The sequence below is a fragment of the Mesorhizobium sp. M0296 genome (genome assembly GCF_040321675.1).
Lineage (GTDB): Bacteria > Pseudomonadota > Alphaproteobacteria > Rhizobiales > Rhizobiaceae > Mesorhizobium.
Window position 1 is genome coordinate 114,916 of record NZ_JAMYRZ010000002.1, and the last position, 26,964, is coordinate 141,879.

The following is a 26,964-nucleotide window of genomic DNA, read 5'->3' on the forward strand; positions in this document are numbered from 1 at the left end:
GATTCAGCCGCCTGGAGTTTGCAGCCTTGTCGATGAAGATCGTTAGCGATGTCAGACCAAACACTTTTGAGTTTGAAACCTCGGCGCTGATCAAGCCGTCTGGGTTTCGCGAATATGATGCGCGCTGGTGGTTCGGCCATCCCGGCTCGAACGAAACGCCGGAACTCAATCTGATCGGCGTCCAGGCGCTCGGCATGGGGCTCGGCACGCTGATCCGTCGCCTGGGTGCCGGACCCGACATCGTCACCGGTCACGATTTCCGCTCCTATTCGCTTGCCATAAAGCTGGCCCTGGTTTCCGGGCTGATGGCGGCCGGCGCACGGGTCAAGGATGTCGGGCTTGCGCTGTCGCCGATGGCTTATTTCGCCCAGTTCGCGCTCGACACGCCCTCCGTCGCCATGGTCACTGCCTCGCACAACGAGAATGGCTGGACCGGCGTCAAGATGGGCGCGGCGCGCCCGCTGACTTTTGGTCCGGAGGAGATGAGCGCGTTGAAGGCAATCGTGCTCTCAGGCGATTTTGATCTTGTCGGTGGCGGCTCCTATGACTTCGTTGCGGACTTCCGCAAAACCTACCTTGACGATCTGACAGCGGGAAAGGGTATCTCCAGGAAGCTCAAGGTGGTGGCCGCCTGCGGCAACGGCACCGCCGGGGCTTTCGCTCCCGAGGCACTGGAAAGGATCGGCTGCGAGGTGATCCCGCTCGACGTCGAGCTCGATCATACGTTTCCCAATTACAATCCCAACCCCGAAGACATGCAGATGCTGCACGCCATTCGCGACAAGGTGCTGGAAACGGGCGCCGATGTCGGGCTAGGCTTCGACGGCGACGGCGATCGCTGCGGCGTGGTGGACAATGAAGGCAACGAGATTTTCGCCGACAAGGTCGGCGTCATGCTGGCGCGCGACATTTCGCACCTCTATCCCGGCTCGACTTTCGTCGTCGACGTCAAGTCGACCGGATTGTTCATGACTGACAAGGTGTTGCGGGAAAATGGCGCGGTCACCGACTATTGGAAAACCGGTCACTCCTATATCAAGCGGCGCGTCGCCGAACTCGGCGCCGCCGCCGGTTTCGAAAAATCGGGCCATTTCTTCTTCAATCCGCCGATCGGCCGCGGCTATGACGATGGCCTGGTGACGGCCATCGCCATATGCCAGATGCTGGATCGCAGCCCGCAAAGCAGCATGGCCGACCTCTATCGCGATCTGCCGCTGACCTTCGGCACGCCGACCATGTCGCCACACTGCGCCGACGAGCTCAAATACGGCGTCGTCGAGCGCGTCGTAGGCGACTTTCGCAAGATGAAGGACGAGGGCACGGTGTTCGCCGGCCAGAAGATCGCCGAACTGATCACCGTCAACGGCGTCAGGGTCGTGGCGGAGGATGGTACCTGGGGGTTGGTGCGCGCATCATCGAACAAGCCGGAGCTTGTGGTGGTGGTGGAGAGCCCGGTATCGTCCGAGCGGCGCCGGCAGATGTTCGAAGCCGTCGATGCGGTGCTGCGCCGCAGCCCCGAAGTCGGCGCCTACAATCAGACCTTTTGAGCACGAGGCTTGTTTTCATGACCGAACGGATCGTCAGTTTTGTGATGAGCGGCGGCGTCGGCTCGCGGCTGTGGCCGTTGTCGCGCGAGGACAATCCCAAGCAGTTCCATGATTTCTCCGGCGATGGCTCAATGCTGGCCAAGACGCTGCGCCGGCTGACCGCGCGGCTGGAAGGCGAAACGCCGGTTTTCCTGATTGCCTCGGAAAGGCATGCCGACCGCGTTCATGCCGACATTGCCGGTCACGAGCTTTCCGGCGGCGGCCCGCTGTTCGAGCCGACCGGACGCAACACCGCCGCGGCCGTCGCCTTGGCAAGCCTGCGCACGCTGTCGGAATTCGGCGACAGCCTGGTGCTGGTGGTGCCGTCCGATCATGAGATCGCGACGCCACAGCAATTCTGGCGGAGCATCGAGGCTGGCACTGCGGCCGCGCGCCAAGGCAGGCTGGTGGTGTTCGGCATCAAGCCCGCCCAACCCGAGACCGGTTACGGCTACATCGAGGTGGCCGGCGAGCGCGATGGCATCTGCGATGTCTCGCGTTTCGTCGAAAAACCCGATCTCGCCACGGCGCAGAGCTATCTCGAGGCCGGCAATTTCTACTGGAACACCGGCATCTTCCTGTTTCGCGCCAGTGCCATGCGCGACGCGTTCATGGCCTTCCAGCCCGACATCTGGAGCGCCACAGAGGCTGCCTACCAGGCTGCGACATCGGATCTTTCCGGCCTCTACATGCCTCTGGAGCTCTATGCCGCCATCCCATCGACATCGATCGACTATGCGATCATGGAGCGCGCCAGCGGCATCGCCATGGTGCCGGCCGGCTTTCGCTGGAATGATCTCGGCTCCTGGCAATCGCTGCTCGACGTCGGCCCCTCCGACACGCAGGGCAATGTCATTGTCGGCGATGTCGTTGCCATCGATTGCGAGAACTCCTATATCCGCAGCGACGGCCGCCTGCTGTCGGCCATAGGCCTGAAGGACGTCGCCATCGTGTCGACCGCCGACGCCACTTTCGTTGCTCCGGTCAGCCACAGCCAGAACGTCAAGAAGATAGTCGAGCAGCTCGAAAAAAGCGGCCGCCTTGAGACCAGGTTCACGCCCGCCGACGACCGCGTCATCGAAAGCGGCGCCTGGCAGCGCCGCGTGCACCATTGGCTGTTCGAGGAGACGGTGCCGTTGTGGTCGACGGTCGGCGTCGATGAGCGCCATGGCGGTTTCCACGAAGCGCTCGGCTTCGATGCCGCCCCGCTGATGAAACCCAAGCGCATGCGCACGCAGGCCAGGCAGATCTACGCCTTCGCCGTCGCCAAGGCGCGCGGCTGGAACGGCCCGGCCGATCGGCTGATCAGCCACGGCCTCGAATTCATGGCCAGGCACGGACGTACCGACAATGGCGGCTGGGTACGCACGCTCAACGTCGACGGCACCGTCGCCGACGCCGCCGAGGATGCCTATGACCATTCCTGCGTGCTCCTGGCGCTGGCGCATGCCCATATGTGCGGCAATCCCGATGCGTTGCGGCTTGGCCAGGAGACCTTTGCGTTCATCGACGCGCATCTCGAGGACGAACGCCTGACCGGCTTCCGCGAGACCTCGAGCGGCGAGGGCGAGCGCCGCTCCAACCCGCACATGCATCTGCTCGAGGCATTCCTGGCCTGGCATCAGGCGACGGGCGAGCGCGCCTATCTTCGTCGCGCCGCGCGCATCGTCGATCTGTTTCGCAGCCATTTCTTCGACCCGGAAAGCTGGACGCTGGGTGAGTATTTCGACCATGAATGGCGGCCGGCCCCTGGCGAGAAGGGCACGTGGACCGAACCTGGCCATCATTTCGAATGGGCCTCGCTGCTGGTCGACTTCGCCGGGCGCAGCGGCCAGAGCGGCTTGACCGGTCTTGCCCGGAAGCTTTACGCGTCGGCGATTGCCAATGGCCTGAACCGCGCCACGGGCCTCGCCTACGGCGCCGTCTCGCGGCAAGGACTGCCGCTCGACCGCGTCTCGCGCAGCTGGCCGCAGGCCGAAGCGATCAAGGCGGCGATCGCGCTGGACGGTTCGGGCGGTCCCGACCTGAAGCCGGAAATCGAGGCGCGTGTCGGCCGGCTGTTCCGCTGGCACATCAATCCGGCACCGCTCGGCCTGTGGATCGACCGCATTGACGAGCGTGGCCGCTCCTTGGCGAGCGAGGTGCCGGCCAGCATCTTCTATCATCTCGTCTGCGCGCTGACGCAGTATCTGGACGGCACTGCGCCCAAGGATCAGTACGGGCTGGCGACATCACCCGTCTCGACGTAGACCGACTTCAGCTGCGAATAGAGCGCCAGTGCCGCGAGCGAATTCTCGCGGCCGATGCCGGACTGCTTGAAGCCGCCGAACGGGATTTCGACCGGCGTCAGATTGTAGGCGTTGATCCAGCAGGTGCCGGCCTGCAGTTCGGCGATGACACGATGGGCGCGCGCCAGGTCGCGCGTGAACACGCCGGCGGCGAGGCCGAATTCGGTATCGTTGGCGCGCTCGATCACCTCGTCCTCGCTGTCGAATTTCAGCACACTCATCACCGGCCCGAAAATCTCCTCGCGCGCGATGCGCATCGTGTCGGTGACACCGGTGAACACCGTCGGCTCGACGAAGAAGCCGCCCTGGAAGCCCTGCAGCGAAGGCACGTTTCCGCCGCAGGCGAGCACCGCGCCATCCTGCTTGCCGGCCTCGATGTAAGAGACCACCTTGTCGTGCTGCGCCTTCGAGACCAGCGGCCCCATCTGCGTGTCCAGATCGAGCGGATCGCCGATGCGGATTTTCTTCGTCCGTTCGGTCAGCCTCTCGACGAAACGGTCATGGATGCTGCTCTGCACGAAGACCCGCGTGCCGTTGGAGCAGATCTGGCCGGTCGAATAGAAATTGCCGAGCATCGCGCCGCCGATGGCATTTTCGAGGTTGGCGTCTTCGAAGACGATCAGCGGCGACTTGCCGCCGAGCTCCATCGTCGCGTGCTTCATCTTCGAGCCGGCGAGCGACAGCACCTTGCGGCCGGTCGGCACCGAGCCGGTCACCGAGACCTTTGCGACGACATCATGTCCGACAAGACCGGCGCCGACATCGCCAAAACCCTGCACGACGTTGAACAGCCCGTCGGGCAGCCCGGCCTCGGTGTAGATCTCGGCGAGCGCCAGCGCTGAAAGCGGCGTGTTCTCCGAGGGCTTGAACACCATCGCATTGCCCATGGCGAGGGCCGGCGCCGACTTCCAGCCGGCGATCTGGATCGGGTAATTCCAGGCGCCGATGCCGACGCAGACGCCGAGCGCCTCGCGCCTGGTATAGGCAAAGGGTCCGCCGAGATCGACGGCCTCGCCATTAAAGGCGGCGACGGCGCCGCCGAAATATTCCAGGCAGTCGGCCGCCGACGGGGCATCGGCGACCAGCGTCTCCTGGATCGGCTTACCGGTATCCAGCGTCTCGATGCGCGCCAGATCGGCATTGCGCGCGCGCAAAATGTCGGCGGCGCGGCGCAGGATGCGGCCGCGTTCGACCGCCTTCAGCCGCGCCCAGGCCGGTTGTGCTGCACGCGCCGCCTCGATCGCGAGCTCCAGCACGTTCGGCGTCGCCGAGCGCAGGATGGCGATGGTCTCGCCGGTTGCCGGATAGATAACCGGCAGCGCTGCGCCGCGCTCGTCGTCGATATAGCGGCCGTTGACATAATGCGATGCCGTTGGCTGGGCGCGCATGACTGTTCTCCAAATCGTCTTGTCGCGGCATGCGGAATATGCGTCCGCCGGATCATGGCCTATCTGTCCGACACCTGCCAGCGCGGATTGATCCATGGTTCCTGGTTGGACGGTGGCAGCGGCGTACGCCCGAGAATGTGGTCGGCGGCCTTCTCGCCGGTCATGATCGACGGCGCGTTGAGATTGCCGTTGGTGACGCGTGGAAAGATCGAGGAATCGGCGACCCGAAGCCCTTCGACGCCAATGACGCGGCATTCCGGATCGACGACGCTCATCGCATCATCGGCACGGCCCAACTTGCAGGTGCCGCAAGGGTGGTAGGCGCTTTCGGCGTGGTCGCGAATGAAGGCGTCGAGCTCTTCATCCGATTGTACATGCGAGCCCGGCGACAGTTCCTTGCCTCGGTACGGATCGAAGGCCGCTTGCCCGAAGATCTCGCGGGTCAGCCGGATGCAGTGGCGGAACTCCATCCAGTCGTCCGGATGCGACATGTAGTTGAAGCGGATCACCGGGTTCGATTTGGGATCGGGCGAGCGCAGCGTGACTGAACCGCGCGACTTCGACCGCATCGGCCCGACATGCGCCTGGAAACCATGCGCCTTGGCCGCCGCCTTGCCGTCATAGCGGACCGCGGCCGGGATGAAGTGATACTGGATATCGGGATAGTCGACGCCGGCGCGCGAGCGCACGAAGGCGGCCGCCTCGAAATGATTGGTGGCACCGAGGCCGGATTTGAAGAACAGCCATTGTGCCCCGATCAGCGCCTTCGAGAACGGGTTCAAGACGGAGTTCAGCGTGATCGGCTTTGTCGATTCCTGCTGGATGTAAAGTTCCATATGGTCCTGCAGATTGCGGCCGACTCCGGGCCGGTCGGCGATCACCGGGATGCCGTTCTCCCTAAGGTGCTGGCCGGGGCCGATGCCGGACAGCATCAGGATCTTGGGCGAGTTGATCGAGGACGCGGCAACGATCACCTCGCGTCGCGCTCTGACCACCTGAATCCGTTTGCGCACTTCGATCTCGACGCCGGTGGCGCGTTGATTCTCGATGATTACCCGCCGGGCGAAACCCTTGACCAGGCTGACATTTTTCCGCCTCAGCGCCGGCCTCAGATAGGCGCTCGCGGCCGACCAGCGACGGCCGCCGCGGATGGTCTGCTCCATCGGCCCAAAGCCTTCCTGCTTCGCGCCGTTATAGTCGTCGGTCAGCTCGAAACCGGCCTGACGGCCTGCCTCGACGAAGGCGCCGTAGAGTGGGTTCGTCCTCGAGCCGCGCTGCACAGTCAGCGGGCCGCCATGGCCGCGCCAGCCATTCTCGCCGCCATTGCTGTCCTCCATGCGCTTGAAGTACGGGAGCACATCGGCAAAGCCCCAGCCGGTCGCGCCCTGTTCGGCCCAATGGTCGAAGTCGCGGGCATGGCCGCGCACATAGACCATGCCGTTGATCGACGACGAGCCGCCGATGACCTTGCCGCGCGGCGTCGCCAGCACGCGGCCGCCGAGGTGCGGCTCCGGCTCGCTGGCAAAGCCCCAGTCGTAGAGGCTCATATTGAGCGGGATCGACAGTGCCGACGGCATCTGGATCAGCGGGCCGATATCGCTGCCGCCATATTCGATGACGATCACCGAATGCTTGCCGTCCTCCGAGAGCCGGTAGGCCATGGCCGAACCGGCCGAGCCGGAGCCGATGATGACGAAATCCGCTTCAAGCATGGTTCATGCGCGCCCGTGGTTCATATGCGCAATGAAATCGGCCAGCGAGACGTTGCCGCCGGTTGCCATTACGAGAACGGTCTTGCCGGTGACGTCGACCTTGCCGCCGAGCAACGCCGCCAGCGAAGCAGCGCCGGATGGCTCGAGCACCAGCTTCAGCCGCTCGAAGGCGAGGCGCATGGCGCGCCGCACCGAAGCATCGTCGACGGTGACGCCGCGAACGCCGGCGGCCTTCACCGCTGCGAACGGCGCGTCGCCGGGCCGCCGCGACATCAGCCCGTCGCAGATCGATTTCGGCCCGATCGGCATGGTTTCGATGGCGCCATGCGCCAGCGACGAGCCCATGCCGTCAAAACCTTCCGGCTCGACGCCGATGATCTTCGTGGCTGGCGACAGGTAGTGAAAGGCCAGTGAAACACCGCCGATCAGGCCGCCGCCGCCGACCGAGCAGAACAAGAGATCGGCCTCCGCTTGCCTGGCGGCGATCTGGTCGAGTGCCTCCAGCCCGGCACCGGCCTGGCCGGCGACGATCTCCGGATCGTCGAACGGGTGCAGCAGCGCCAGGCCTTCGCTCGCAGCGATCTCGCGCGCCTTGGCGGCGGCGACTTCCTCACGCGCGCGCTCGCCATGGTCAGTCAGCACCACGCGCGCGCCGTAACCCAATGTGGCGTCGCGCTTGGCGGCCGGCGCGTCGATCGGCATGACGATGGTGACGGGAATGCCAAGCGCTTGGCCAGCCGCCGCTAGCCCCTGCGCAAAATTGCCGGAGGAGTAGGCGACGACGCCCTTTTTGGCTTCGTCAGGCGAGAGCTTCTTCAGCCGCCAGTAGGCGCCGCGCACCTTGAACGATCCTGCCCATTGCAGCGATTCGGCCTTGACGAAGACGCGGGCGGCGCCGGTCTCGCGCGCGAGTGCCGCCGATTCCAGCAGCGGCGTGACCTGCGTCGCCTTGGAGGTGACGGCATAGGCCTGCCTGAGATGGTCGAGCGAGGGGACGAGACTATCTGCCATCATTCGCCTCGCGGAAAGCGCTTCTGCTCTTCGAGCAGGTCGAGGTTCATGTGGTTGCGCATGTAGCGCTCCGATGCCTTCTGCAGCGGCTGGAATTCCCAGGGATAATGGGTGCCGTTGCGCAGCGCCGGGTAGACCATCCAGCGGCGTGCCTGGCTGGCACGCACCGCCGCGTCGAAGGCCGCCATGTCCCAGCGCGCCCGCACCTTGTCGGTGAAAGCGGCCACCAATGCCGCATTGGCCGGATCGGCGGCGAGATTGGTCAATTCCTGCGAATCCGATTCAAGATCAAACAGTTGCGGCGGATCGATCTCGCAATGGATGAATTTGTAGCGGCCCTCGCGCATCGCCACCATCGGCGCGTTGGAGCCTTCGGCGGCATATTCCATCAGCACCGGCGCGGAGCGTTTCTTTCCGTTCAGCAACAGCAGCAGCGACTGGCCGTCAGTCCACGGCGCAATCGCGCTGATGTCGATGCCGGCGAGGTCGCAAAGCGTCGGCGTCACGTCGAGATTGGAGACCGGCGTGTCGATCAGGCCGGCGGCGATGCCCTTGCCGGCGACCATCAGCGGCACCCGCGCCGAACCTTCGAAGAAGCACATCTTGAACCACAGGCCGCGCTCGCCGAGCATGTCGCCGTGATCCGAGCAGAACAGGATGACCGTGTCGTCGAGCATGTGTGTGTGCTCGAGCACCGACATCAATTCGCCGAGCTTGTCGTCGAGATAGGAGATGTTGGCGAAATAGCCGCGCCGTGCGCGGCGTATCTGCTCAGCGGTGATGTCGAACCTGTCATAGTCGCTGGCGCGGTAGAGCCGCTGCGAATGCGGGTCCTGCCTGTCGTAAGGAATGAAGCCGACCTCGGGCTCGAGCGCCGGGCAATCCTCGTAAAGGTCCCAGTATTGCCGCCGTGCGACGTAAGGATCGTGCGGATGGGTGAAGGAAACCGTCAAGCACCAGGGCCGATGTGCGGCATCGTCGGAGACGCGGGCAAAATCATAGAGCTTCTGCACCGCATGGAAGGCGACCTCGTCGTCATATTCCAGCTGGTTGGTGATCTCGGCAGTACCGGCGCCGCTGACGGAGCCGAGATTGTGATACCACCAGTCGATGCGCTCGCCGGGTTTGCGATAGTCGGGTGTCCAGCCGAAATCGGCCGGATAGATGTCGGTGGTCAGCCGCTCTTCGAAGCCGTGCAACTGGTCCGGACCGACGAAATGCATCTTGCCGGAAAGGCAGGTGTGATAGCCGGCGGCACGCAGATGATGAGCAAAGGTCGGGATCGACGAGGTGAATTCGGCGGCATTGTCATAGACCCCGGTGCGTGACGGCAATTGGCCGCTCATGAATGCGGCCCGGCCTGGCGCGCAGAGCGGTGACGCGGTGTAATTGTTGCAAAAACGCGCCGAACGCGCGGCGAGCGCCTTTAGATGCGGCGCGTGCAGGAAGTCTGCCGGCCCGTCTGGAAATAGCGTTCCGTTGAGCTGATCGACCATGACGATCAGGATGTTGGGTCGCTTGGATGTCACTGCTTCTGCCGTCCGCTGAGCTTCGTTTCGAGATAGTCCTCGACCAGTGCAATCGCGGTCGCGGCATCGGGAACACCGTCCTTCAGCGCGCGCCTGATATAGAGCCCGTCGATCAGCGCCGCGGTCGCTTCGGCGACCCGGTCGGCCTCGCTTCTCGGCAGGATGCCGGCCAGCCCGCTGAGCAGATTGGAATGCAGCCGGCGCGCATAGACCTTGAGCAGCCGGCGGAGTGCTGCCGATTTCTGCGCCTCGACATAGAAGGCGAGCCAGGCGGCGATCGTTTCGGGCTGGAACTGGATGTCGGAGAAGTTGACCGCGACCACCGCCGAGACGCGCTGGCGCGCCGTGCCGGCCGCGCGAAGTGCACGGCGCGTATCGGCGGTGAGCTCGCTCAGGATGTGCCGCATCGTCGCCAACAGCAATTCGTCCTTGGCGCCGAAATAATGGTGGGCAAGCGCCGAGGACACGCCGGCGCGGCCGGCGATTTCCGACATCGTCACATCAAGCGAACCGCGCTCGCCGATCGCCGAGATCGTTGCGTCGATGAGCGCCCTGCGGCGCAACGGCTCCATTCCGAGTTTCGGCATTCCTGCTCCGGCCTGTTGCGACAAGATTATTTTTTATTGACGCATCAATCAACAAAAATCCGGCCTGATTTGCTGGCAAAAGCCAGGCACTATGACCAGATGATCAAGATCAAGCGATTGTGCGGTTCTGGCCCCTTCACGAGGCCGGCGAAACGGTTCATGCTTGAACAATGCGGATGCGCGCGCAGTATCGCGTAGCCCGGGTCCACAGGATGGAGATCGCCATGACAGCATGCATCGTCGGTTGGGCGCATTCGCGCTTCGGCAAGCTCGAAGGCGAGACGCTGGAGAGCCTGATCACCAAGGTGGCAGTCGAGGCGCTTGATCATGCCGGCATCGGTCCGGATGACGTCGACGAGATCGTGCTAGGCCACTTCAACGCCGGGTTTTCCGCCCAGGATTTCACCGCGAGCCTGGTACTCCAGGCCGACGACCGGCTGCGCTTCAAGCCGGCGACCCGCGTCGAGAACGCCTGCGCCACCGGCTCGGCGGCGGTCAGGCAAGGCATCCGCGCCATCGACGCCAATGCCGCCCGTATCGTGCTGGTGGTCGGCGCCGAGCAGATGACGACGACGCCCGGTCCCGAGATCGGCAAGAACCTGCTCAAGGCCTCGTATCTGCCGGAGGACGGTGACACGCCGGCAGGCTTCGCCGGCGTCTTCGGCAAGATCGCCCAAGCCTATTTTCAACGCTACGGCGACCAGTCGGATGCGCTGGCGATGATCGCCGCCAAGAACCACAAGAACGGCGTCGACAATCCCTACGCGCAGATGCGCAAGGATTTCGGCTACGAGTTCTGCCGGCAGGAAAGCGAAAAAAACCCCTTCGTCGCCGGTCCGCTGAAGCGCACAGACTGCTCGCTGGTGTCGGACGGTGCCGCCGCGCTTGTCCTTGCCGACACGGCCACGGCGCTGAAGATGCGCCGCGCCGTCGCCTTCCGCGCCAATGAGCATGTTCAGGATTTCCTGCCGATGTCGAAGCGCGACATTCTCGCCTTCGAAGGCTGCGAGCAGGCCTGGAACCAGGCGCTGAAGCAGGCGGGCGTGACGCTCGGCGACCTGTCCTTCGTCGAGACGCATGACTGTTTCACCATCGCCGAACTGATCGAGTATGAGGCGATGGGCTTGGCCAAGCCGGGCGAGGGTGCCAAGCTGGCCTTGGATGGCGAGACGGCGAAAAATGGAAGGCTGCCGGTCAATCCGTCCGGTGGACTGAAGGCCAAGGGCCACCCGATCGGTGCCACCGGCGTATCGATGCATGTGCTGAGCGCCATGCAGCTTGTCGGCGAGGCGGGCGGCATCCAGGTGCCGGGAGCAAAACTCGGCGGCATCTTCAACATGGGTGGTGCCGCGGTCGCCAACTACGTTTCCATTCTCGACCGGATCAGATAAACCCGCCCGCATTTGCGGGAGGTGACATGACAAATCCGGTTCTGGTCGAAGTTTTGCGCGACGCTCTCGTCGAGAGCGCCCATCGCGGCGCTGTTGCCGTATTCGACGCCGACGGCAAGCCCGTCTGGGAGATCGGCGACACGGCACAGCCGGTGTTCCCGCGCTCGGCGGTCAAGGCGATCCAGGCGTTGCCGCTGGTCGAGAGCGGCGCTGCCGATGCCTACGGCTTCGGTGACCGGGAGCTGGCGCTGGCCTGCGCCTCCCATTCCGGCGAGCCGCCGCATGTCGAGCTGGCGCGCGCCATGCTGGCGAAAGCCGGCCTCGACGAGACGGCACTCGAATGCGGCGCGCATTGGCCGTCGAGCCACGGGGCGACGCTGGCGCTTGCCCGCGCCGGCCGTGCGCCGAACACCTTGCACAACAATTGTTCCGGCAAGCACTCAGGCTTCCTATGCACCTGCGTTCACAGCGGCATCGCCCATCGTGGTTACGTCAAGGCTGGCCATGCTTCGCAGGAGATGGTGCGCGAAGCGATGCAGGCGGTGACCGGTGCTGCCCATGACGCCGATCACCGCGGCACCGACGGCTGCTCGATTCCGACCTATGCCGTGCCGCTGCGCAGCTTTGCCCTTGGCTTTGCCCGCATGGCGACAGGTGCCGGCTTCGAGCCGGTGCGCGCCCGGGCGGCGAAGCGGCTGCTTTCCGCCTGCATGGCCGAGCCGTTTTTCGTCGCCGGCACGGGCAGGTCCGATGTAGCGATGATGGAGGCCGCGCCGGGCCGGATTTTCGTCAAGGGAGGCGCCGAAGGTGTTTTTTGCGCCGCCCTTCCGGAGCTCGGCCTTGGCATTGCGCTGAAATGCGACGATGGCGCCGGCCGCGCCGCTGAAGTGATGGTCGCGGCCGTGCTGGCAAAGCTGCTGCACGCCGACCAGGCGCTCGCTGCGAAATTGATCGAACAGGCAAATCCGCCCATCGAAAGCCGGATCGGTGCCAAAGTCGGCGCGCTCCGGCCGACGGCCACCTTCAACTGACGTGGTTGCGCTCGACGGTCAAATGCGCGTAGCCGGCATTGCCTGATGCGGCGAGGTCGCCGGTCACCGGCTCGGCCCAGCGTTGGCCGACGATCGCGCCGTTCTGGACTCCGTCGATGACATTGTCGGAGATGATTGCCGTCCCGGCACCTTCGACCACGGTCACGACGATGCCGGTCCCCGCCTTGCGGATGACGTTTCCCGTGGCGACCACATTGCGCATGAACGGTCCCCAGCCGATCTGCATGCCGTAGAGCGGTGCATTCTCGACGACATTGCCGGAAACTGTGGTGTCTGCCTCGACGCTGATGCCGACGCCGAAGCCGGGCGCGTCCGCAGGGTAGGGGCCGCTGGTCGCCAGATTGCGGACTACGTTGCCGGAGCAGACGCCCATGCGGCCGCCTTCGTTGAAATTGACGATCGAAATACCGTTCGCAGCACCATCGACGATGTTGTTGCCGATGATCGCCCCTTCGAACGAGAATTCGGAATACACGGCCGTCTCGCCCGAACGCGAGCAGGTGTTGCCGGTGATCTGCAAATTGCTGGAACTGTTGGCGCGGACCGCCGAGAACGCGCAATCCGAGACAATATTGCCGGAGATAATGACGTTGCCGGCGCGGAAGGCATTGATGCCGTTGCCGTTCTGGCCGGTTCCGCCGCCGCGCGCCTGGATGCGTTCGATCCGGTTGCCGCTGACGATGGTGCCGTCTTCCGCTGCCCGCCAGCGGTGCACGAGGATGCCGCCATTGGCGCAGTCGGAGACGCTATTGCCTGATATTTCCAGGCCATCGGCCTCGACCGAATAGATGCCGGCATCGGCCGCACCGGATATCTCCGAGCGCTGGATGCGGCCCGAGGTTTGTTCGAGCGCCAGACCGTTCTTGCCGCTGCCAGTCATCTGGCAGTTGTCGACGACCAGATGGGCGATGCGGCGCAGATCGAGCAGGCCTTGCGTGTAGTCGCCCATCCAGCGGTTGCTGCCATCGAACACCAGCCCGCTGAGTTCGATATGCTCGGCCCGTTCGGCCATGATGAGATGGCCATTGCCGCCATAGACGATCCGCGATGCGCCCGGCACGCCGGACAGGCGCACCCGGCCGGGCAGTGACAGGTTGGAAACGATATAGATCCCCGGCGGCAGGAACACCGGCATGTCGCGGTCGTGCGGGTCGCGCAGCAGCTTGGTGAAAGCCTTGCTCTGATCGTCTAGCGCGCCGGGCCGGACGCCGCGCTCGGTCGCGTTGATCGCGCCACGCATCGCGGCTTTCTCGATGCCGGGCAGGTTCTTCGCCGCTGCCTTGCCAAGCGAAAGCCCCATGATGGCAAAGCCGGTGGTCTGCGCAAGCAGCGTTCTTCTGTTCAACATCGGCACAGATCCCTTGCGGCCAACGCTCACGCCGCAGGATTCGTGCCAGACTAGCCCGGTCGAACTCGTGGTGAAAATCTGAAGCTTGCCAGCCAGGACGGAATATCGCTTTCGGCCCTTCTGTGGGCGATCAAACGAAGCCCCTCTTGAGCCTCTCTTCGATCCTCGTTGGCTCAGCGATCACCGCATTTACCCCGTTGAAGGCAAGTTGCAGGAATGTCTGGTCGATCTCCGCGGGGGACAGCTTCGTATCCCTCTCAAGCCACCAGTGCATCACTTCAAAGAACGCGCCAACGATGAAGCGTGTGGCGATCTCAAGTCTGGCCCCGCCTTGATCACCTTGGATATTCGCCAATTCATGGCGAACCTGCCTGCTTATCCAGCCGCGGATCTCTTCTGGCATTTCGCGCTTTTTCCCGCCCATCAGCGCACGGTGCATCTCCCGCGTGGCAAGAGCATGCTCGAACACCGGACCGCTGAAGGAAAAGCCCTTGGCGTTTCGCTGCGAATAGCGTTCGGCACCGTGCGCCTGCAAGGTCTTCAGATGGTCGTCGATCGTCGCTTTCCTCAAGCGGTCCTTGTCGGGATAGTGTGTGTAGAAAGTCGAGCGGCCGACATCGGCTTCCCTGCAGATATCCTCGACCGTGATCGCCGTATACCCCTTCTCGGCGGTCAGTCTGAAAAGCGCCTGCTGCAGTCGGCTGCGGGTTCTGGCGACCCGCCGATCGATCGATCCGGCTGGCATCGGCAACGTCCTTTTCCGGTCATAGGACACCAAACCGTCCAGTATTGGGCGCGCCGGTGCGACGTGGCCAGTAAAACTGATACTGGACACACTGTCCAGTATCCTATGCTCTTGCGGAAGGCCCAGCGCGATGCCCGGCTGGCCGGAGATAAAGCAATGCACCAACGTCTTTTCGGAACAATAGTCGGAGGGCATGCGTTAGTCGCGCTCGTCAAAGTGGCCGTGGTGCTCGCGGCATTTTTCTCGTTGGGACAGGCAAATGCGGTCTTTTCCTTGGGAGTTCCCGTCCTCCTGCTTCATGCTGGTGCACTCGTCGTAGTCGCGAGCTTGTTGATATGGCAAAGCGCTCACGGGCGGCTGTCCGCCAAGGACCGCAGACCGGCCGCCGGCGAGGAGAAGGCGCCGCATGTCGGCATCACGCTTCATTCCGCCGCCCTGTACGATATGCTGGCGTGGCTTCTGACCTTCGGTCGCGAACGTGCTTTTCGCGAAAGGATATTAAGCTTTGCGGAGCTGAAACCGGGAGAAGTGGTCCTGGATGTCGGGTGCGGCACCGGCACCACCGCGCTCCTCGTCAGACAGAAGGTGGGGCCGGAGGGGCGTGTGGACGGCGTCGACGCCTCAGCCGAAATGGTTGCGCGCGCGACGGCAAAGGCCCGGCGAGCCGGGCTACAAGTCGGGTTCTCGACCGCCACCGCTCAGGAACTGCCTTTCAAGGATGGGGAATTTGATGTCGTCCTCAGCACGCTGATGTTCCACCATCTTCCAAAGAAGGGCCGCGAGGAATTCGGCAGAGAGGCCTTCCGCGTCCTGAGGCCGGGCGGTCGTGTGCTTATCGTCGATTTTGCGAAACCGCCGCGCCGGAAGAGCACCTTTCGGCTCCACCGGCATGGTTACGTCGATTTGGACAAAGTTGCAGCGGATCTCGGCCGGCACGGCTTCAATATCGTTGAGCAAGGCGACGTCGGAACCAAGGGGCTCCGCTACCTAGTTGCGCAACCGGACCTTAGCCTTGCGGCCCTCGAAGCGCGATAGTGCGCCAAGTTGAGGCATTCGCATGGTCAGCTTTACACCCCAAGCAGCTGTCTAATCTCGGGTACTGAACCCAGATCTTCACCATTAGCCTCTTCATCAGCAATGGCTTGTGAAGTCGCCATTCCAAGCCTAAGTTCGTCAGATGAGCAGGGCCTTCACCCGCGAGGAAGACAGCGAAAACGCCATTGCCGGCATCGGCGAGCGGCCGATCAGCCATCACCGCAATCTGGTCACGGAACGCGGCATGGCGCTGATCGATGCCGAGGTGGCCGCTCTGCGCGACGAACTGGGCAGAGCCGAGAAGAGGGCCGACCGCGAGCGCATCGCGCTGGTCTCGCGCGATCTCCGCTATTGGACTGCACGGCGGGAAAGCGCCGAGCTTTCGGTGCCGGAACCGGGCAGCGACCTGGTTCGTTTCGGCATGGGTGTCACCCTGGAAAGCGACGATGGCAAGAAGGTGCACTGGAAGATCGTCGGCGAGGACGAAGCCAATCCGGGCAAAGGGACAATTTCCCATATGTCGCCGATGGCGATGGCGCTGTTCGGCAAGAAGATCGGCGAAATTGCCGTGGTCAACGGCAAGGAATGGGAGATCGTCAAGCTCTCCGACAGTTAGTCTTCGAGCTTGACGACATGATCGCGGAAGAACGCCGCGGCACCAGCTTCGTCGATTTCGCCGGCGGCGACGCCCATGACGAATTCGTAAAGCATGCCGTTATTGGCCGTCAGGGCATAACTATTCACAATCAGAAATGCGCCGGCAGCGACAATGGCCGTGCGTTTGTTACCGTCGACAAAGGCATGATTTCTGGCAATGCCGAAGACATAGGCGGCTGCGAGTTCCTCAACCGACGGGTCTCCGTAGTTGGCCTTGTTTTCGGCGCGAGCGAGCGCCGATTCGAGCGCATTTTCATCCCTCAAGCCTTGTGCTCCGCCGTGTCGGCGCAACTGCTCCGCGTGCATGGCTTCGACTGCACGCCGCGTCAGAAACTCCCAGCTCATTCGGCGAGCTTCTGAAGCGCGACCTTGTATTTGTCCATGACCTCGCGGGCAGCTTTCATTTGCCGCTCGAAGCTGTCGTCCACCGGCTTCAGCGCAAGACCGTCACCTGTTTCAACGATTTGAAGCTGGTCGCCGGCCTTCAGGTTCAGACGATCGAGAAGCTCCCTCGGCAGGATCACGCCTTCGGAATTGCCGATCTTGCGAATGGTCGTGTTCATCGTGAGGCATCCTGTTGCAACGCTGATTATAACTCAGCGTGTTTCTCGTTACAACAGCGTCAGCCGGCCTGCAGCAGCCGATCCATCAGTCGGTCCGCCGCTTCCGGGATGACCGTGCCAGGCGGGAAGATTTCAGTGGCGCCTGCCTGCCGGACGGCGTCGTAATCCTGCGGCGGGATGACGCCGCCGGCGACGATCAGCATGTCGTCGCGGCCGAGCTTCTTCAGCGCATGCTTGAGTTCGGGAATAAGCGTCAAATGGCCCGCAGCCAGCGACGAGGCGCCGACGATGTGCACGTCATGCTCGACGGCCAGCCTGGCGATCTCGTCCGGCGTCTGGAACATCGGCCCGACGGTGACGTCGAAGCCTAGGTCGGCAAAGGCGGTGGCGATCACTTTCTGGCCGCGATCATGGCCGTCTTGGCCCATCTTGGCGACCAGAATGCGCGGCTTGCCGCCGGACTTTTCCTCGAACGCGACGATCTTGTCCTGCAGCCGGTCGACCACTGGATTGTCGCCGAGCGCGTTGCGATAGACGCCGGAGATCGTCTGCACCGAGGCGACATGGCGGCCGAAAACCTTTTCCAGCGCCAGCGAAATCTCGCCGACCGTGGCGTTGGCGCGTGCGGCCCGGATGGCGAATTCCAGCAGGTTTGCGTTACTCCCGGCAGCACGGGTCAGCGCATCGAGCGCGCTCTCGACGGCGGCGACGTCACGCGTGCCTTTCAGCCGCTGCAGCTTCGACAATTGCCGCGCCCTGACTTCGGCATTGTCGATCTTCAGCACGTCGACTTCGATGTCCGTGCCGGGACGGTGAGCATTGACACCGACCACGATCTGTTTGCCGGAATCGATGCACGCCTGGGTGCGCGCGGCAGCCTCTTCGATGCGCAGCTTCGGTAGGCCCTTTTCGATCGCCGCGGCCATGCCGCCGAGGCTCTCGACCTCCTCGATATGCGCAAGCGCACGCGCCGCCAGATCATGTGTCAGCCGTTCGACATAGGCGGAGCCGCCCCACGGGTCGATGATGCGCGTCGTGCCGGATTCCTTCTGCAGGATGAGCTGTGTGTTGCGGGCGATGCGGGCCGAATGGTCGGTCGGCAGCGCCATTGCCTCGTCGAAGGAATTGGTGTGCAGCGACTGCGTATGGCCTTGAGTGGCGGCCATCGCCTCGATCATGGTGCGGATGATGTTGTTGTAGGGGTCCTGCGCCGTCAGCGACCAGCCCGAAGTCTGGCAATGGGTGCGCAGCGACAGCGAGCGCTCGTCTTTCGGCGAAAAGTTCTTCAGCATCAGGCTGGCCCACAAAAGGCGCGCTGCTCTCAGCTTCGCGACTTCCATGAAGAAATTCATACCGATCGCCCAGAAGAAGGAAAGGCGCGGCGCGAAACGGTCGATGTCGAGGCCGGCCGCGACGCCGGCGCGGGCATATTCGATACCGTCGGCAATCGTGTAGGCGAGCTCGAGGTCCGCCGTCGCTCCCGCCTCCTGCATGTGGTAGCCGGAGATCGAGATCGAATTGAACTTCGGCATGTGCTTCGACGTGTAGGAAAAAATGTCCGACACGATCCGCATCGAAGGTTTTGGCGGATAGATGTAGGTGTTGCGCACCATGAACTCTTTCAGGATGTCGTTCTGAATGGTCCCAGTGAGATCCTTCTGCGCGACGCCCTGTTCCTCCGCTGCGACGATATAGAGCGCCATGATCGGCAGCACCGCGCCGTTCATCGTCATCGATACCGTCATCTCGTTAAGCGGGATGCCGTCGAACAGCTGGCGCATGTCGAGAATGGAATCGATGGCGACGCCGGCCATGCCGACATCGCCGGCGACGCGCGGATGGTCGCTGTCGTAGCCGCGGTGCGTGGCGAGATCGAAGGCGACCGACAGGCCCTTCTGGCCGGCGGCAAGGTTGCGACGGTAGAAGGCGTTGGACTCTTCGGCAGTCGAGAAGCCGGCATATTGCCGGATCGTCCAGGGTTGCTGGACATACATCGTCGGATAGGGGCCGCGCACGAAAGGCGGCAGGCCTGGATAGGTATCGAGGTGCGGCAAGCCCTTGAGATCGCCCTGGTTGTAGAGATGCTTGACGGCGATGCCTTCCGGCGTCATCCGCTGGCCTTTGATCTCGACCGGCGCCCGCCGTGGCGGCGACCAGGCGATCTGGCTGAAATCCGGGATCATGGCGCGGCTCCGATCGACTGATCGATGCGGATCGGAAATAGCGGCTCGCACACCGCAACGCCTTCGGTGAAGGCAGGCCGCCGCTCCGCCGCCAGCGTCTCGACCGGACGCTCGGTCTTCGACGGGTGCAGCGTCGTGCCGACGATCGCCCGTTCGCCCGCCTGGTAGGCTGCGTTGCGGCGGGCGGAAGCTGTCTGGACGCGCCTCTGGATGTGGCCTTGCTCAAGGCTGGTCAGCACGCCGCCTTCCGCCTCGATCTGCTGGAACTCCTGCCAGGCCGCCGCGCAGAGCTCCGCAGTCAGCGCTTCGACGGCGCCCGAACCGCAAACCGGATCGGCGACGTGGTCGACGTGGCTTTCGCTGGCCATGATCAGTTGCGCGTTGCGGGCAACGCGGCGGGCAAAGCCCGCGGGTAGGCCGTGCGCGATCGTGTGCGGCAGGATGGCGATCGAATCCGCGCCGCCGGCGGCAGCCGCGAAAGCGGCGATGGTGGTGCGCAGGATGTTGGTTTCCGGGTCGGCCGTCGTCATCATCCGGAAGGAGGTTTCGGCATGGATGCTGGCGGTGGAGGGCGGTATCGAGCAGGCCTCCTGGACACGCGCCCACAGCCTGCGCAACGCCCTGACCTTGGCCGTCGACACGAACTGGTCCTGGTCGACGCTCAGCGCAAAACCGATATGCGGCGCCGCGTAGACGAGCGGCTGGCGCGCCTTCTCGAACAGCCTCAAATAGGAGACGGCCGAGGCGAGCATGGTGCCAAGCTCCTGCGCCTCGGTGGCGCCGGCATTGTGGAACACCCGCCCGTCGGCTTCCAGCAGCACGCCGGGCACACCCATCGAAAAGAAATGCGCCAGCGATTGCGGCATCGAAGCCTGTAAAGCCTCGATCGACATGCGCAGCCTGCCGGTCCCGGCAAATATCGCCGCCGGATCGATGCCGAAGGAGAGGTTGAGCTTTGCCGGGTCGGAGCGGCGCTTGGTCAAAAACGCCACCAGCCAGTCGGCCACGGCACGGCTCCAGGGATGGGCGTCGATGCGGATCTGGATGCGGTTGAGCGGCACGCCGTCGAGCACGCCCTCCAGCGCCTCCGCCGTCCTCGGCAAGCCATAGCCGAAGGCGTTCGGCGCACCCTCGAAGACAAGCGACAGTCCGGTGGCACCCTGCGCGACGTCTTCCAGCGCCTGCGCACTGGCCCGGCCTATGTCCGGATCGTCGATGCGCTGGCTGACGATCCACGGTGATCCCGGGTTGGCGCGCACGACAGGCTCGGCGGTTACCGAACGCTCGTAGAGCGGCTCGATGCGGATGGCGTCGTCCGTATGCGAGACGAGCTTTTCCTCGAAGGACCCGCCGGCCAGCGCCTTCTCCGCCAGCGCCAGCCATCGTTGCCGGTCGACGTTCGGAAGTTCGGCATCCTGGGTCAAGGCACCGGCGCCCATCGGTTCTCCTCGTTCTAGCGGCCGCAGCGGCCGACTATGTCAGTCTACGGTCCCCGGCCCGATATCACAATGCAGCACACGCCCGTGCAACGCGCCTTCCGTGATTGTGACCGTCAACCGATTGCCAAACATGGGCAGGTTCCGCAAGCTCCAAAAGCCATTTTCGACAACGCCCATTGTCGCTGCGCAATGGCCTCACTATACCTGCGGCGGGGCTCCCTTTTCTTCAAGGGATCAGGGCATTCAACCCTATAGGTTTGCGGAGACCGGACACATGGCCGACGATACCAGTATCTTCATAGGGGCCAGCCGCAAGCCGGACGACAGCTATCAGCGGCCCGAACAGCTTTTGCTGCAATATGGCAATCGTCACGGCCTGGTCACCGGCGCGACCGGCACCGGCAAGACGGTGACCCTGCAGATATTGGCCGAGGGTTTCTCCAATGCCGGCGTGCCGGTATTCTGCGCCGACATCAAGGGCGACCTGTCGGGTATCGCCATGATGGGCACAGCGCAGGATTTCCTGGTCAAGCGGGCCGAGCAGGTCAAGCTCGATCCGTATGAATTCCAGGAATTCCCGGTCATCTTCTGGGATCTGTTCGGCGAGCAGGGCCACCCGATCCGCGCAACCATCTCGGAGATGGGCCCACTGCTTCTGTCGCGCTTGATGAACCTCTCCGAGGCGCAGGAAGGCATCATGAACATCGCCTTCCGCATCGCCGACGAGGAAGGCCTTCTGCTGCTCGATTTGAAGGACCTGCAGTCACTGCTTGCCAATATCGCCGACCGCGCCGAAGAGATCGGCGCCCGCTACGGCAATGTGACGAAACCTTCGGTCGGCGCGATCCAGCGCACGCTGCTGGTTCTGGAGCAGCAGGGCGCCGCCAATTTCTTCGGCGAGCCGGCATTGCGGATCGCCGACATCATGCGCACCACGCGCGATGGACGCGGCGCCATCAGCGTGCTCGCCGCCGACAAGCTGATGATGAATCCGCGACTCTATGCGACGTTCCTTCTATGGCTGATGTCGGAGCTGTTCGAGGAACTGCCCGAGGTCGGCGACCCGGACAAGCCGAAGCTGGTCTTCTTCTTCGACGAGGCGCACCTTCTGTTCGACGACGCCCCGAAGGTGCTGATCGACCGCGTCGAACAGGTGGTCCGGCTGATCCGTTCGAAGGGCGTCGGCGTTTATTTCGTCACGCAAAATCCGCTGGATATCCCTGAAACGGTGCTGGCCCAGCTCGGCAACCGCGTGCAGCACGCACTTCGTGCCTACACGCCGCGCGAACAGAAGGCCGTCAAGACGGCGGCCGAGACGTTCAGGCCCAATCCCGATTTCGACTGCGCAACCGTGATCACGCAGCTCGGCACCGGCGAGGCGCTTGTCTCGACGCTGGAAGCCAAGGGCGTGCCCTCCATGGTGCAGCGAACGCTGATCCGCCCGCCGTCCTCGCGGCTTGGCCCGATCACGCCCGACGAGCGCCGCAAGCTGATCACCGAGAGCCCGGTTGCCGGACAGTACGATCAGACCATCGACCGCGAATCGGCCTTCGAGATGCTGCAGAAGAAGGCCAAGGACGCCCAGGAGGCACAGGCGCAGCAACAGGACGCAGGCCGTTCGCGCTGGACCATTCCCGGCTTCGGCAATGACGATCCTCAGCCGACCGGCGGCCGCCGCGCGCCGCGCCCCTCCAACCGTCAGACCGTGGCGGAGGCGGCGATCAAATCCATCGTGCGCTCGGTCGGTTCGTCGGTCGGACGGGCGATCGTCCGCGGGATACTGGGCAGTCTGTCCAGAGGGCGGTGAGGGGCATCGGACCGAAGGGCGGGCATCGGTGTTGGCAATTCTGTCTTGGCATCAAGCGCCAGTAGCCAGATCTGGAGGACAGCGGACGGCGGCTATGCGGAAAGAGCGGCCGCTTGGCGGCGATGCGCCGAACGTCTGATCTGGGCCGCAAGCGGAAAGGCAGCTTCCGGGAATACCGGGCTAGAAAACTGAACTTTGGCCCGCGGGCTTGCTCGAGGCGCGGATCTGAGTTCTCAGTGATCGATGTGCCGCGTTATCAACTCGGCTTGCGCTGGGCCTTTCGATCAAGGATGTGATTTCGGAAGCAGTTCTGCATTTCTTTAAAAGACCTGAAGCCAAGGCGCGGAGCGAGGCGAGATAAGGTTGTCGTTGACACGTTGCACCGGCGAGCGATCGAGGCGGAATTTTCGAAGGCAACGCAGTCTGGCTCTGCAAACATCACGCGAGCGAGAGTTTCCAACTTCGCCGGAAGGATCAGCTCCCTCTTGGCAATCAGCATTTTGAGTTCAGCAAGCGTTGGCGCCTTCGTGTTGCGGACTTCGACTTGACTAACACCCGCTCCTGAGGAATCGGATAGCCCCGCACGCATGGTTGTCACCCTTTGGCTGCTCGCATGAAGCTGTCGAAGTCAGCGCCCCCAATCGGAACTGTGTGCTCGTAACCGGGGTATCGCCCGGAATCGACGTCGGCTTTGTATTCCCTGAACGCCGCCACGCGCTCGTCCTGGATCTTCTGCAGCTCAGGGCCGAGGTTGCGGTAAATCTTTCCGTGCCGCGGCTTATGATTCTTGCCATAGCCGCAGACATCCTCTGTGAAGAGGTATTGCGCATCTGCATGCTTGCCGGCGCCCATGCCAAGCATGACCAGCGACGAGTTTTCGGTCAGGAATTTCGCCACCCGGTCGGGGACGACTTCCAGTTCCGCCCCGAAGACACCAATCTCCTCGAGTTTCTGGGTGTGCCGCCAGAGGCGTATCGCTTCTTCCGCGCTCTTTCCGACTGCGCGCCAACCGGTCCAGGTGATGTACGAAGGGATCAGGCCGATATGCCCGACGACAGGGAGGTGGTTGTCGCAGAGCGCCTTCTGGATGTCGTAGGACGCGGAGCAGTAGAAGGCGTCGCCACCAATGCCGGCAAAGTGGAAAGCCGCACGCAGATAGTCTTCTGCCGTAGCCAGCGGACGGCCAGCAAAGCTGCCCCAGCCGCCGTAAGGCAGACCGACTTGAACGAAACAGTCGCCGGCTGCCTGTCGCATTTCCTGGTCAAAGTATCGGCCCTCGATGGAAAGCATGTGAATGCCTGCCGCGGCAGCGGCGGCTGCCTCGTCGGGCGTGCTGACGAAGAGCATGGATATCTTCTGTCCATTCCTCTTCATCTTTCGGATATCCTCGACATGAGGACGGTTGTGATACATGGCCATAATCAGCCTCCACTGCAGGTCAGGTGGACTTGAAAGGAATCTGCGAGCAGCGCTCGATCGGAAAGCATGGTCGGACAGGGCCGCCCTTGATCATGACGCCCGCCCCGCATCGCGCCGATGAGCATCCCCGCATGGCTCACACCGTAAAAGCCCGCCGGAAAGCGACCAGCGCTGCCTCCGGATCGTTTTGGGCAAAGGCTTCCAGACCCACCGGCCCGCGATACCCCATGTCGAACAGAGCTCTCGCGATGTTGGGCCAGTTCATCTCGCCTGTTCCCGGCTCGCAACGACCCGGATTATCGGCCACCTGCACCTCGCCGATGAAGGGCAGGCATTTCTGACACCAGCGCACGATATCGCCCTCGCCGATCTGAGTGTGATAGAGGTCGAGATTGATCCGCAGTTGGGGTCTATTGATCGATGACACCAATGCCAGCACCGCTGCCGTCGAGCCGAAGGGGCAGCCCGGGTGGTCAAGCAGGTTCAGGTTTTCAAGCGTGAAGACGACATGTTCGGCCTCGGCCATGTCGCAGATACAGTTCAAGGTGTCCCGCGCCTTCAGCCACATGAGGCCGGTCTCGAGTTCGGACTTCACAATAGGAATACCGCCTTCGCCGAGACCGGTGCCGTGCAGGTTGAGCCTGGCAATGCCGAGGCGCTTTCCGACTCTTGCGGTCTCCAGGGCGGACTTCAAGAGCATGTCGGCGCCCTCGTCGTCGGCGAGCCTTCCTTCGAGGTAGCCGTTCATGATCGTGAAGGTCGCCCCCGACTTCTCGAGCGCTGCGAGGTCATGGTCCGGCCAATTCCACAATCCGACGCCGAAACCCATCTCATGCAGACGTGCGACGCGCCAAGCCATCGGACGATCAAGCCAAAGCATCTCGGCGCAGGCGGCCAACTGGAAGGGTTGGCTCATGATGGCTCAAACCTCGACCATGACGCGGCCGTTCTCGACCTTCGTCTTGTAAGTTTTGAGGTTCTCGCAGGCCGGGGGCGTCTCTACTTCGCCAGTCGTGAAGTCGAAAACGGAAGCATGCTTGGGGCACTCAACCGTATTACCCATGACAAGACCGTCGGCGAGGTGGATCTTCTCATGCGTGCAAAGCCCGTCTGTACAATAGTATTCATCCGCGTCGTTGCGGAAGATCGCGAAGGTACGGCCGCCATTCTCGAAGCGCTTGGCTTCCTCGGCTTCGATTTCGTCAGCGGCACAAGCGTCAACCCAGGGCATTGAATCCCTCCTCAGATATCTTGCGGTTTGAAGTCTGCGGGAGCTGACGGCATCACGCTCTGGAGGAGCGCGACGGATTTTTCGAGCCCCTCCAGCGAGTTCAGAAATACGTCCTCGTGCTCGATGGAAAGCCAGCCGTCGTAGCCAGCCATCTTGAGCCGATAACAGAATTGCCGCCACCACTCCTCACCATGGCCGAACCCGAGCGTGATGTAGCTCCACGAGCGGGCCGGAATGTCCATCAGGTTGCCATTCTCAAGCAGCGAGGTCGTTGCCTGGACTGGCCGGTTCAGCATCGTGTCCTTGGCATGGACATGATAAACGGCCGCGCCCAGCGCTTCGGCAGCAGCGAGGGGATCAGCACCCATCCAGAACAGGTGCGACGGGTCCAGATTGGCGCCCACGACAGGTCCTACCGCTGCTCGAAGCTTCAGGAGCGAGGGCACGTTGTACACGCACTGATTGCCATGCAGCTCGAGCGCAATGCGCTCGACGCGGTTTTCTTTCGCCAGCGCCACGATCCCGGTCCAGAACGGGATCAGCTTCTCTTCCCACTGATATTTCAGGACGGTCTGCGTTTCCGGCGGCCAGGACGAGACGACCCAGTTCGGCATGCTGTCGCTAGCGCTGCCGGCCGGCAGACCGCTCATGGTGCAGACGGTGCGAATGCCCATCTCGCCGGCCACGCGGATCGTGTCTTTCAACCCTTGGCCCTGGGCCGGATCAGTTGGGTGCAGCGGATTGCCGTTGGCGTTGAGGCTTATGATCTCCAGGCCGCGTTCCTCGAAGGCTGCAGCAATCCGCTTCTGCGCTTCCCTGTTACCCAGCATGGACGAAAGCCGGAAATGCGGGGCGGTCGACCAGCCGCAAGTGTTCACCTCGATGCCGGATACCCCCATGCGCTGCGCATGATCAAGCACCGCGTCGAACGGCAGATTGCCGAGACTGTCTGAAACGAAACCCAGCTTCACGCGTAGAACTCCGGCTTTGCAATCATCTGGACAGGCGTACGACGGGCTTCCTTCAGCGCTACCACGCCGGCCTCGGCAACGACGGCGGCGCAGTAGCCGTCCCAGCAGTCCGAGGCGGTCGCGGGGAACTCACCAGTCATGACGAAGCGAAGGAAGTCGCGGTTCTGGCGGCGATAGGCATCGTAATAGCGGGTGCGCCAGTCGGCGTCGTAGCTTGTGCTTTGGGTAAGCGCTGCCTCCGTGCGGGTGTAGGCAACGTTGTTGGTTGCCACGGCGCCGTTCTCGCCAATCAGCTCGGCGCGAACGTCATAGCCATAGGCGGCGTTGTTGTTGATCTCAATGTTGACGAGCTGCCCATCCACCGTTTCCAGCACCATGACGACAGGTGCCACACGCGCGTCCGAGCGGCTTGGCTGGAATGCAGAGATGGCAGCATATTCGGTGCCGAGCACGTAACGCACGACGTCGAATTCGTGCGGGGCCGAATTGGTGATAGCCATCGCGCCGGTGAAGTCGGCCGCAGGCGTTTCAACATTGCGGTGAAAATTGTGCATCATCAGCGCCCGACCGAGATGACCATTATCGAGCGCCTGCTTCATTTCCTGATAGGAGCGGTCGTAACGCCGCATGAAGCCGAGCTGGACGAATTTCGCCCCCGCTTTCTGTTCGGCTTCCATCACCGCGATGCAGTCAGCCGATGCTTGTGACAGCGGTTTTTCGCATAGGACGCGCTTGCCGGCGGCTATGCAGGCCATCGAAAGCGGCGCATGCGTGAAATCGGGACTCGCAATGATCACGGCGTCCACGTCTTGCCGCGTGATGGCGCACTGGGGGTCAGTGGCAATGTCGATAGCGCCATACGCGCCGGCAACAGAACGAGCGCGCTGCTCATCCATGTCGCAGACCAATTGCAGGGTTGCGCCGGGCAGTTCCTCGGCAACTATCTTGGCATGATCCGCGCCCATCAAACCGGCGCCGATCACTGCAATGCGGATTGTCATTTGTGTCCTGCTTTTGCTCTT

At 63.2% G+C, this 26,964-nt stretch carries 23 protein-coding genes; 7 read left to right on the forward strand and 16 right to left on the reverse strand.

What is annotated here, in order from left to right; all coding sequences use genetic code 11:
* Window positions 1-32: 32 nt before the first annotated feature.
* Window positions 33-1,547 carry a phosphomannomutase/phosphoglucomutase gene (locus NKI97_RS03370; protein WP_502902809.1) on the forward strand — a complete coding sequence of 505 codons (1,515 nt, stop codon included), beginning with the start codon at window positions 33-35 and terminating at the stop codon, window positions 1,545-1,547.
* Window positions 1,548-1,564: 17 nt separating this feature from the next.
* The gene (locus tag NKI97_RS03375) at window positions 1,565-3,835 is read left to right on the forward strand and encodes an AGE family epimerase/isomerase (RefSeq protein ID WP_352449086.1); all 2,271 of its coding nucleotides are present in this window, start codon (window positions 1,565-1,567) and stop codon (window positions 3,833-3,835) included.
* Here NKI97_RS03375 and betB read toward each other — a convergent pair.
* From betB to betI, 5 genes are read right to left on the reverse strand one after another with little or no spacing between them, the layout of a single operon-like run.
* The gene (betB, locus tag NKI97_RS03380; RefSeq protein WP_352449085.1) at window positions 3,799-5,262 is read right to left on the reverse strand and encodes a betaine-aldehyde dehydrogenase; all 1,464 of its coding nucleotides are present in this window, start codon (window positions 5,260-5,262) and stop codon (window positions 3,799-3,801) included. The genes NKI97_RS03375 and betB overlap by 37 nt on opposite strands.
* Window positions 5,263-5,321: 59 nt before the next feature.
* Window positions 5,322-6,974, reverse strand: coding sequence for a choline dehydrogenase (gene betA, locus NKI97_RS03385; protein ID WP_352449084.1), 1,653 nt, complete (start codon window positions 6,972-6,974; stop codon window positions 5,322-5,324).
* 3 nt (window positions 6,975-6,977) lie between these two features.
* A complete protein-coding gene (locus tag NKI97_RS03390) occupies window positions 6,978-7,985 on the reverse strand; it encodes a threonine/serine dehydratase family protein (RefSeq protein ID WP_502897384.1) in 1,008 nt (335 codons plus the stop codon).
* On the reverse strand, window positions 7,985-9,514 hold the full coding sequence (gene betC, locus NKI97_RS03395) for a choline-sulfatase (protein WP_352449082.1): 1,530 nt from the start codon (window positions 9,512-9,514) through the stop codon (window positions 7,985-7,987). Before betC ends, NKI97_RS03390 begins: the two co-directional genes overlap by 1 nt.
* The gene (gene betI / locus NKI97_RS03400) at window positions 9,511-10,101 is read right to left on the reverse strand and encodes a choline-binding transcriptional repressor BetI (RefSeq protein WP_352449081.1); all 591 of its coding nucleotides are present in this window, start codon (window positions 10,099-10,101) and stop codon (window positions 9,511-9,513) included. The genes betC and betI overlap by 4 nt, the downstream gene beginning before the upstream one ends.
* Window positions 10,102-10,325: 224 nt before the next feature.
* Between betI and NKI97_RS03405 the strand changes: the two genes are divergently transcribed.
* Together NKI97_RS03405 and NKI97_RS03410 are read left to right on the forward strand one after the other, a co-directional pair.
* Window positions 10,326-11,492, forward strand: coding sequence for an acetyl-CoA acetyltransferase (locus NKI97_RS03405; protein ID WP_352449080.1), 1,167 nt, complete (start codon window positions 10,326-10,328; stop codon window positions 11,490-11,492).
* A 26-nt stretch (window positions 11,493-11,518) separates the two neighbouring features.
* Window positions 11,519-12,523 carry an asparaginase gene (locus NKI97_RS03410; RefSeq protein ID WP_352449079.1) on the forward strand — a complete coding sequence of 335 codons (1,005 nt, stop codon included), beginning with the start codon at window positions 11,519-11,521 and terminating at the stop codon, window positions 12,521-12,523.
* On the opposite strand, the gene NKI97_RS03415 is transcribed toward NKI97_RS03410, so the two are convergent.
* Together NKI97_RS03415 and NKI97_RS03420 are read right to left on the reverse strand one after the other, a co-directional pair.
* Window positions 12,516-13,892: a TIGR03808 family TAT-translocated repetitive protein gene (locus NKI97_RS03415; protein ID WP_352832742.1), complete on the reverse strand. Its 1,377-nt coding sequence runs from the start codon at window positions 13,890-13,892 to the stop codon at window positions 12,516-12,518. The genes NKI97_RS03410 and NKI97_RS03415 overlap by 8 nt on opposite strands.
* 130 nt (window positions 13,893-14,022) lie before the next feature.
* The gene (locus NKI97_RS03420; protein WP_352449077.1) at window positions 14,023-14,832 is read right to left on the reverse strand and encodes a TetR/AcrR family transcriptional regulator; all 810 of its coding nucleotides are present in this window, start codon (window positions 14,830-14,832) and stop codon (window positions 14,023-14,025) included.
* Here NKI97_RS03420 and NKI97_RS03425 point away from each other — a divergent pair.
* Together NKI97_RS03425 and NKI97_RS03430 are read left to right on the forward strand one after the other, a co-directional pair.
* Window positions 14,794-15,672: a class I SAM-dependent methyltransferase gene (locus NKI97_RS03425; protein WP_352449076.1), complete on the forward strand. Its 879-nt coding sequence runs from the start codon at window positions 14,794-14,796 to the stop codon at window positions 15,670-15,672. The two genes, NKI97_RS03420 and NKI97_RS03425, sit on opposite strands and share 39 nt — an antisense overlap.
* Window positions 15,673-15,814: 142 nt before the next feature.
* Complete coding sequence (locus NKI97_RS03430; RefSeq protein WP_352449075.1) at window positions 15,815-16,288, forward strand: GreA/GreB family elongation factor; 474 nt, start codon at window positions 15,815-15,817, stop codon at window positions 16,286-16,288.
* Here NKI97_RS03430 and NKI97_RS03435 read toward each other — a convergent pair.
* Genes NKI97_RS03435 through NKI97_RS03450 form a run of 4 tightly spaced genes read right to left on the reverse strand, consistent with a single transcriptional unit; the run spans window position 16,285 to window position 20,514 of the window.
* The gene (locus NKI97_RS03435) at window positions 16,285-16,674 is read right to left on the reverse strand and encodes a type II toxin-antitoxin system death-on-curing family toxin (protein ID WP_352449074.1); all 390 of its coding nucleotides are present in this window, start codon (window positions 16,672-16,674) and stop codon (window positions 16,285-16,287) included. The genes NKI97_RS03430 and NKI97_RS03435 overlap by 4 nt on opposite strands.
* The gene (locus NKI97_RS03440) at window positions 16,671-16,892 is read right to left on the reverse strand and encodes an AbrB/MazE/SpoVT family DNA-binding domain-containing protein (protein ID WP_095496758.1); all 222 of its coding nucleotides are present in this window, start codon (window positions 16,890-16,892) and stop codon (window positions 16,671-16,673) included. The genes NKI97_RS03435 and NKI97_RS03440 overlap by 4 nt, the downstream gene beginning before the upstream one ends.
* Window positions 16,893-16,951: 59 nt before the next feature.
* On the reverse strand, window positions 16,952-19,075 hold the full coding sequence (gene scpA / locus NKI97_RS03445) for a methylmalonyl-CoA mutase (protein WP_352449073.1): 2,124 nt from the start codon (window positions 19,073-19,075) through the stop codon (window positions 16,952-16,954).
* Complete coding sequence (locus NKI97_RS03450) at window positions 19,072-20,514, reverse strand: methylmalonyl-CoA mutase subunit beta (protein WP_352449072.1); 1,443 nt, start codon at window positions 20,512-20,514, stop codon at window positions 19,072-19,074. Before NKI97_RS03450 ends, scpA begins: the two co-directional genes overlap by 4 nt.
* A gap of 274 nt (window positions 20,515-20,788) precedes the next feature.
* On the opposite strand from NKI97_RS03450, the gene NKI97_RS03455 reads away from it, so the two are divergent.
* Window positions 20,789-22,321, forward strand: a complete 1,533-nt coding sequence (locus tag NKI97_RS03455; protein ID WP_352449071.1) for a helicase HerA-like C-terminal domain-containing protein — start codon at window positions 20,789-20,791, stop codon at window positions 22,319-22,321.
* Window positions 22,322-22,915: 594 nt separating this feature from the next.
* On the opposite strand, the gene NKI97_RS03460 is transcribed toward NKI97_RS03455, so the two are convergent.
* From NKI97_RS03460 to NKI97_RS03480, 5 genes are all read right to left on the reverse strand, one after another.
* A complete protein-coding gene (locus NKI97_RS03460; RefSeq protein WP_352449070.1) occupies window positions 22,916-23,740 on the reverse strand; it encodes a 3-methyl-2-oxobutanoate hydroxymethyltransferase in 825 nt (274 codons plus the stop codon).
* A 136-nt stretch (window positions 23,741-23,876) separates the two neighbouring features.
* Entirely contained in the window at window positions 23,877-24,656 is a 780-nt protein-coding gene (locus NKI97_RS03465; RefSeq protein WP_352449069.1) for a TIM barrel protein, read from the reverse strand.
* A gap of 6 nt (window positions 24,657-24,662) precedes the next feature.
* Window positions 24,663-24,971 (reverse strand): MocE family 2Fe-2S type ferredoxin, encoded by a 309-nt coding sequence (locus tag NKI97_RS03470; protein WP_192180180.1) that lies wholly within the window; start codon window positions 24,969-24,971, stop codon window positions 24,663-24,665.
* Window positions 24,972-24,982: 11 nt separating this feature from the next.
* On the reverse strand, window positions 24,983-25,942 hold the full coding sequence (locus tag NKI97_RS03475; protein WP_352449068.1) for a sugar phosphate isomerase/epimerase family protein: 960 nt from the start codon (window positions 25,940-25,942) through the stop codon (window positions 24,983-24,985).
* On the reverse strand, window positions 25,939-26,943 hold the full coding sequence (locus tag NKI97_RS03480) for a Gfo/Idh/MocA family oxidoreductase (protein WP_352449067.1): 1,005 nt from the start codon (window positions 26,941-26,943) through the stop codon (window positions 25,939-25,941). Before NKI97_RS03480 ends, NKI97_RS03475 begins: the two co-directional genes overlap by 4 nt.
* Window positions 26,944-26,964: the final 21 nt, after the last annotated feature.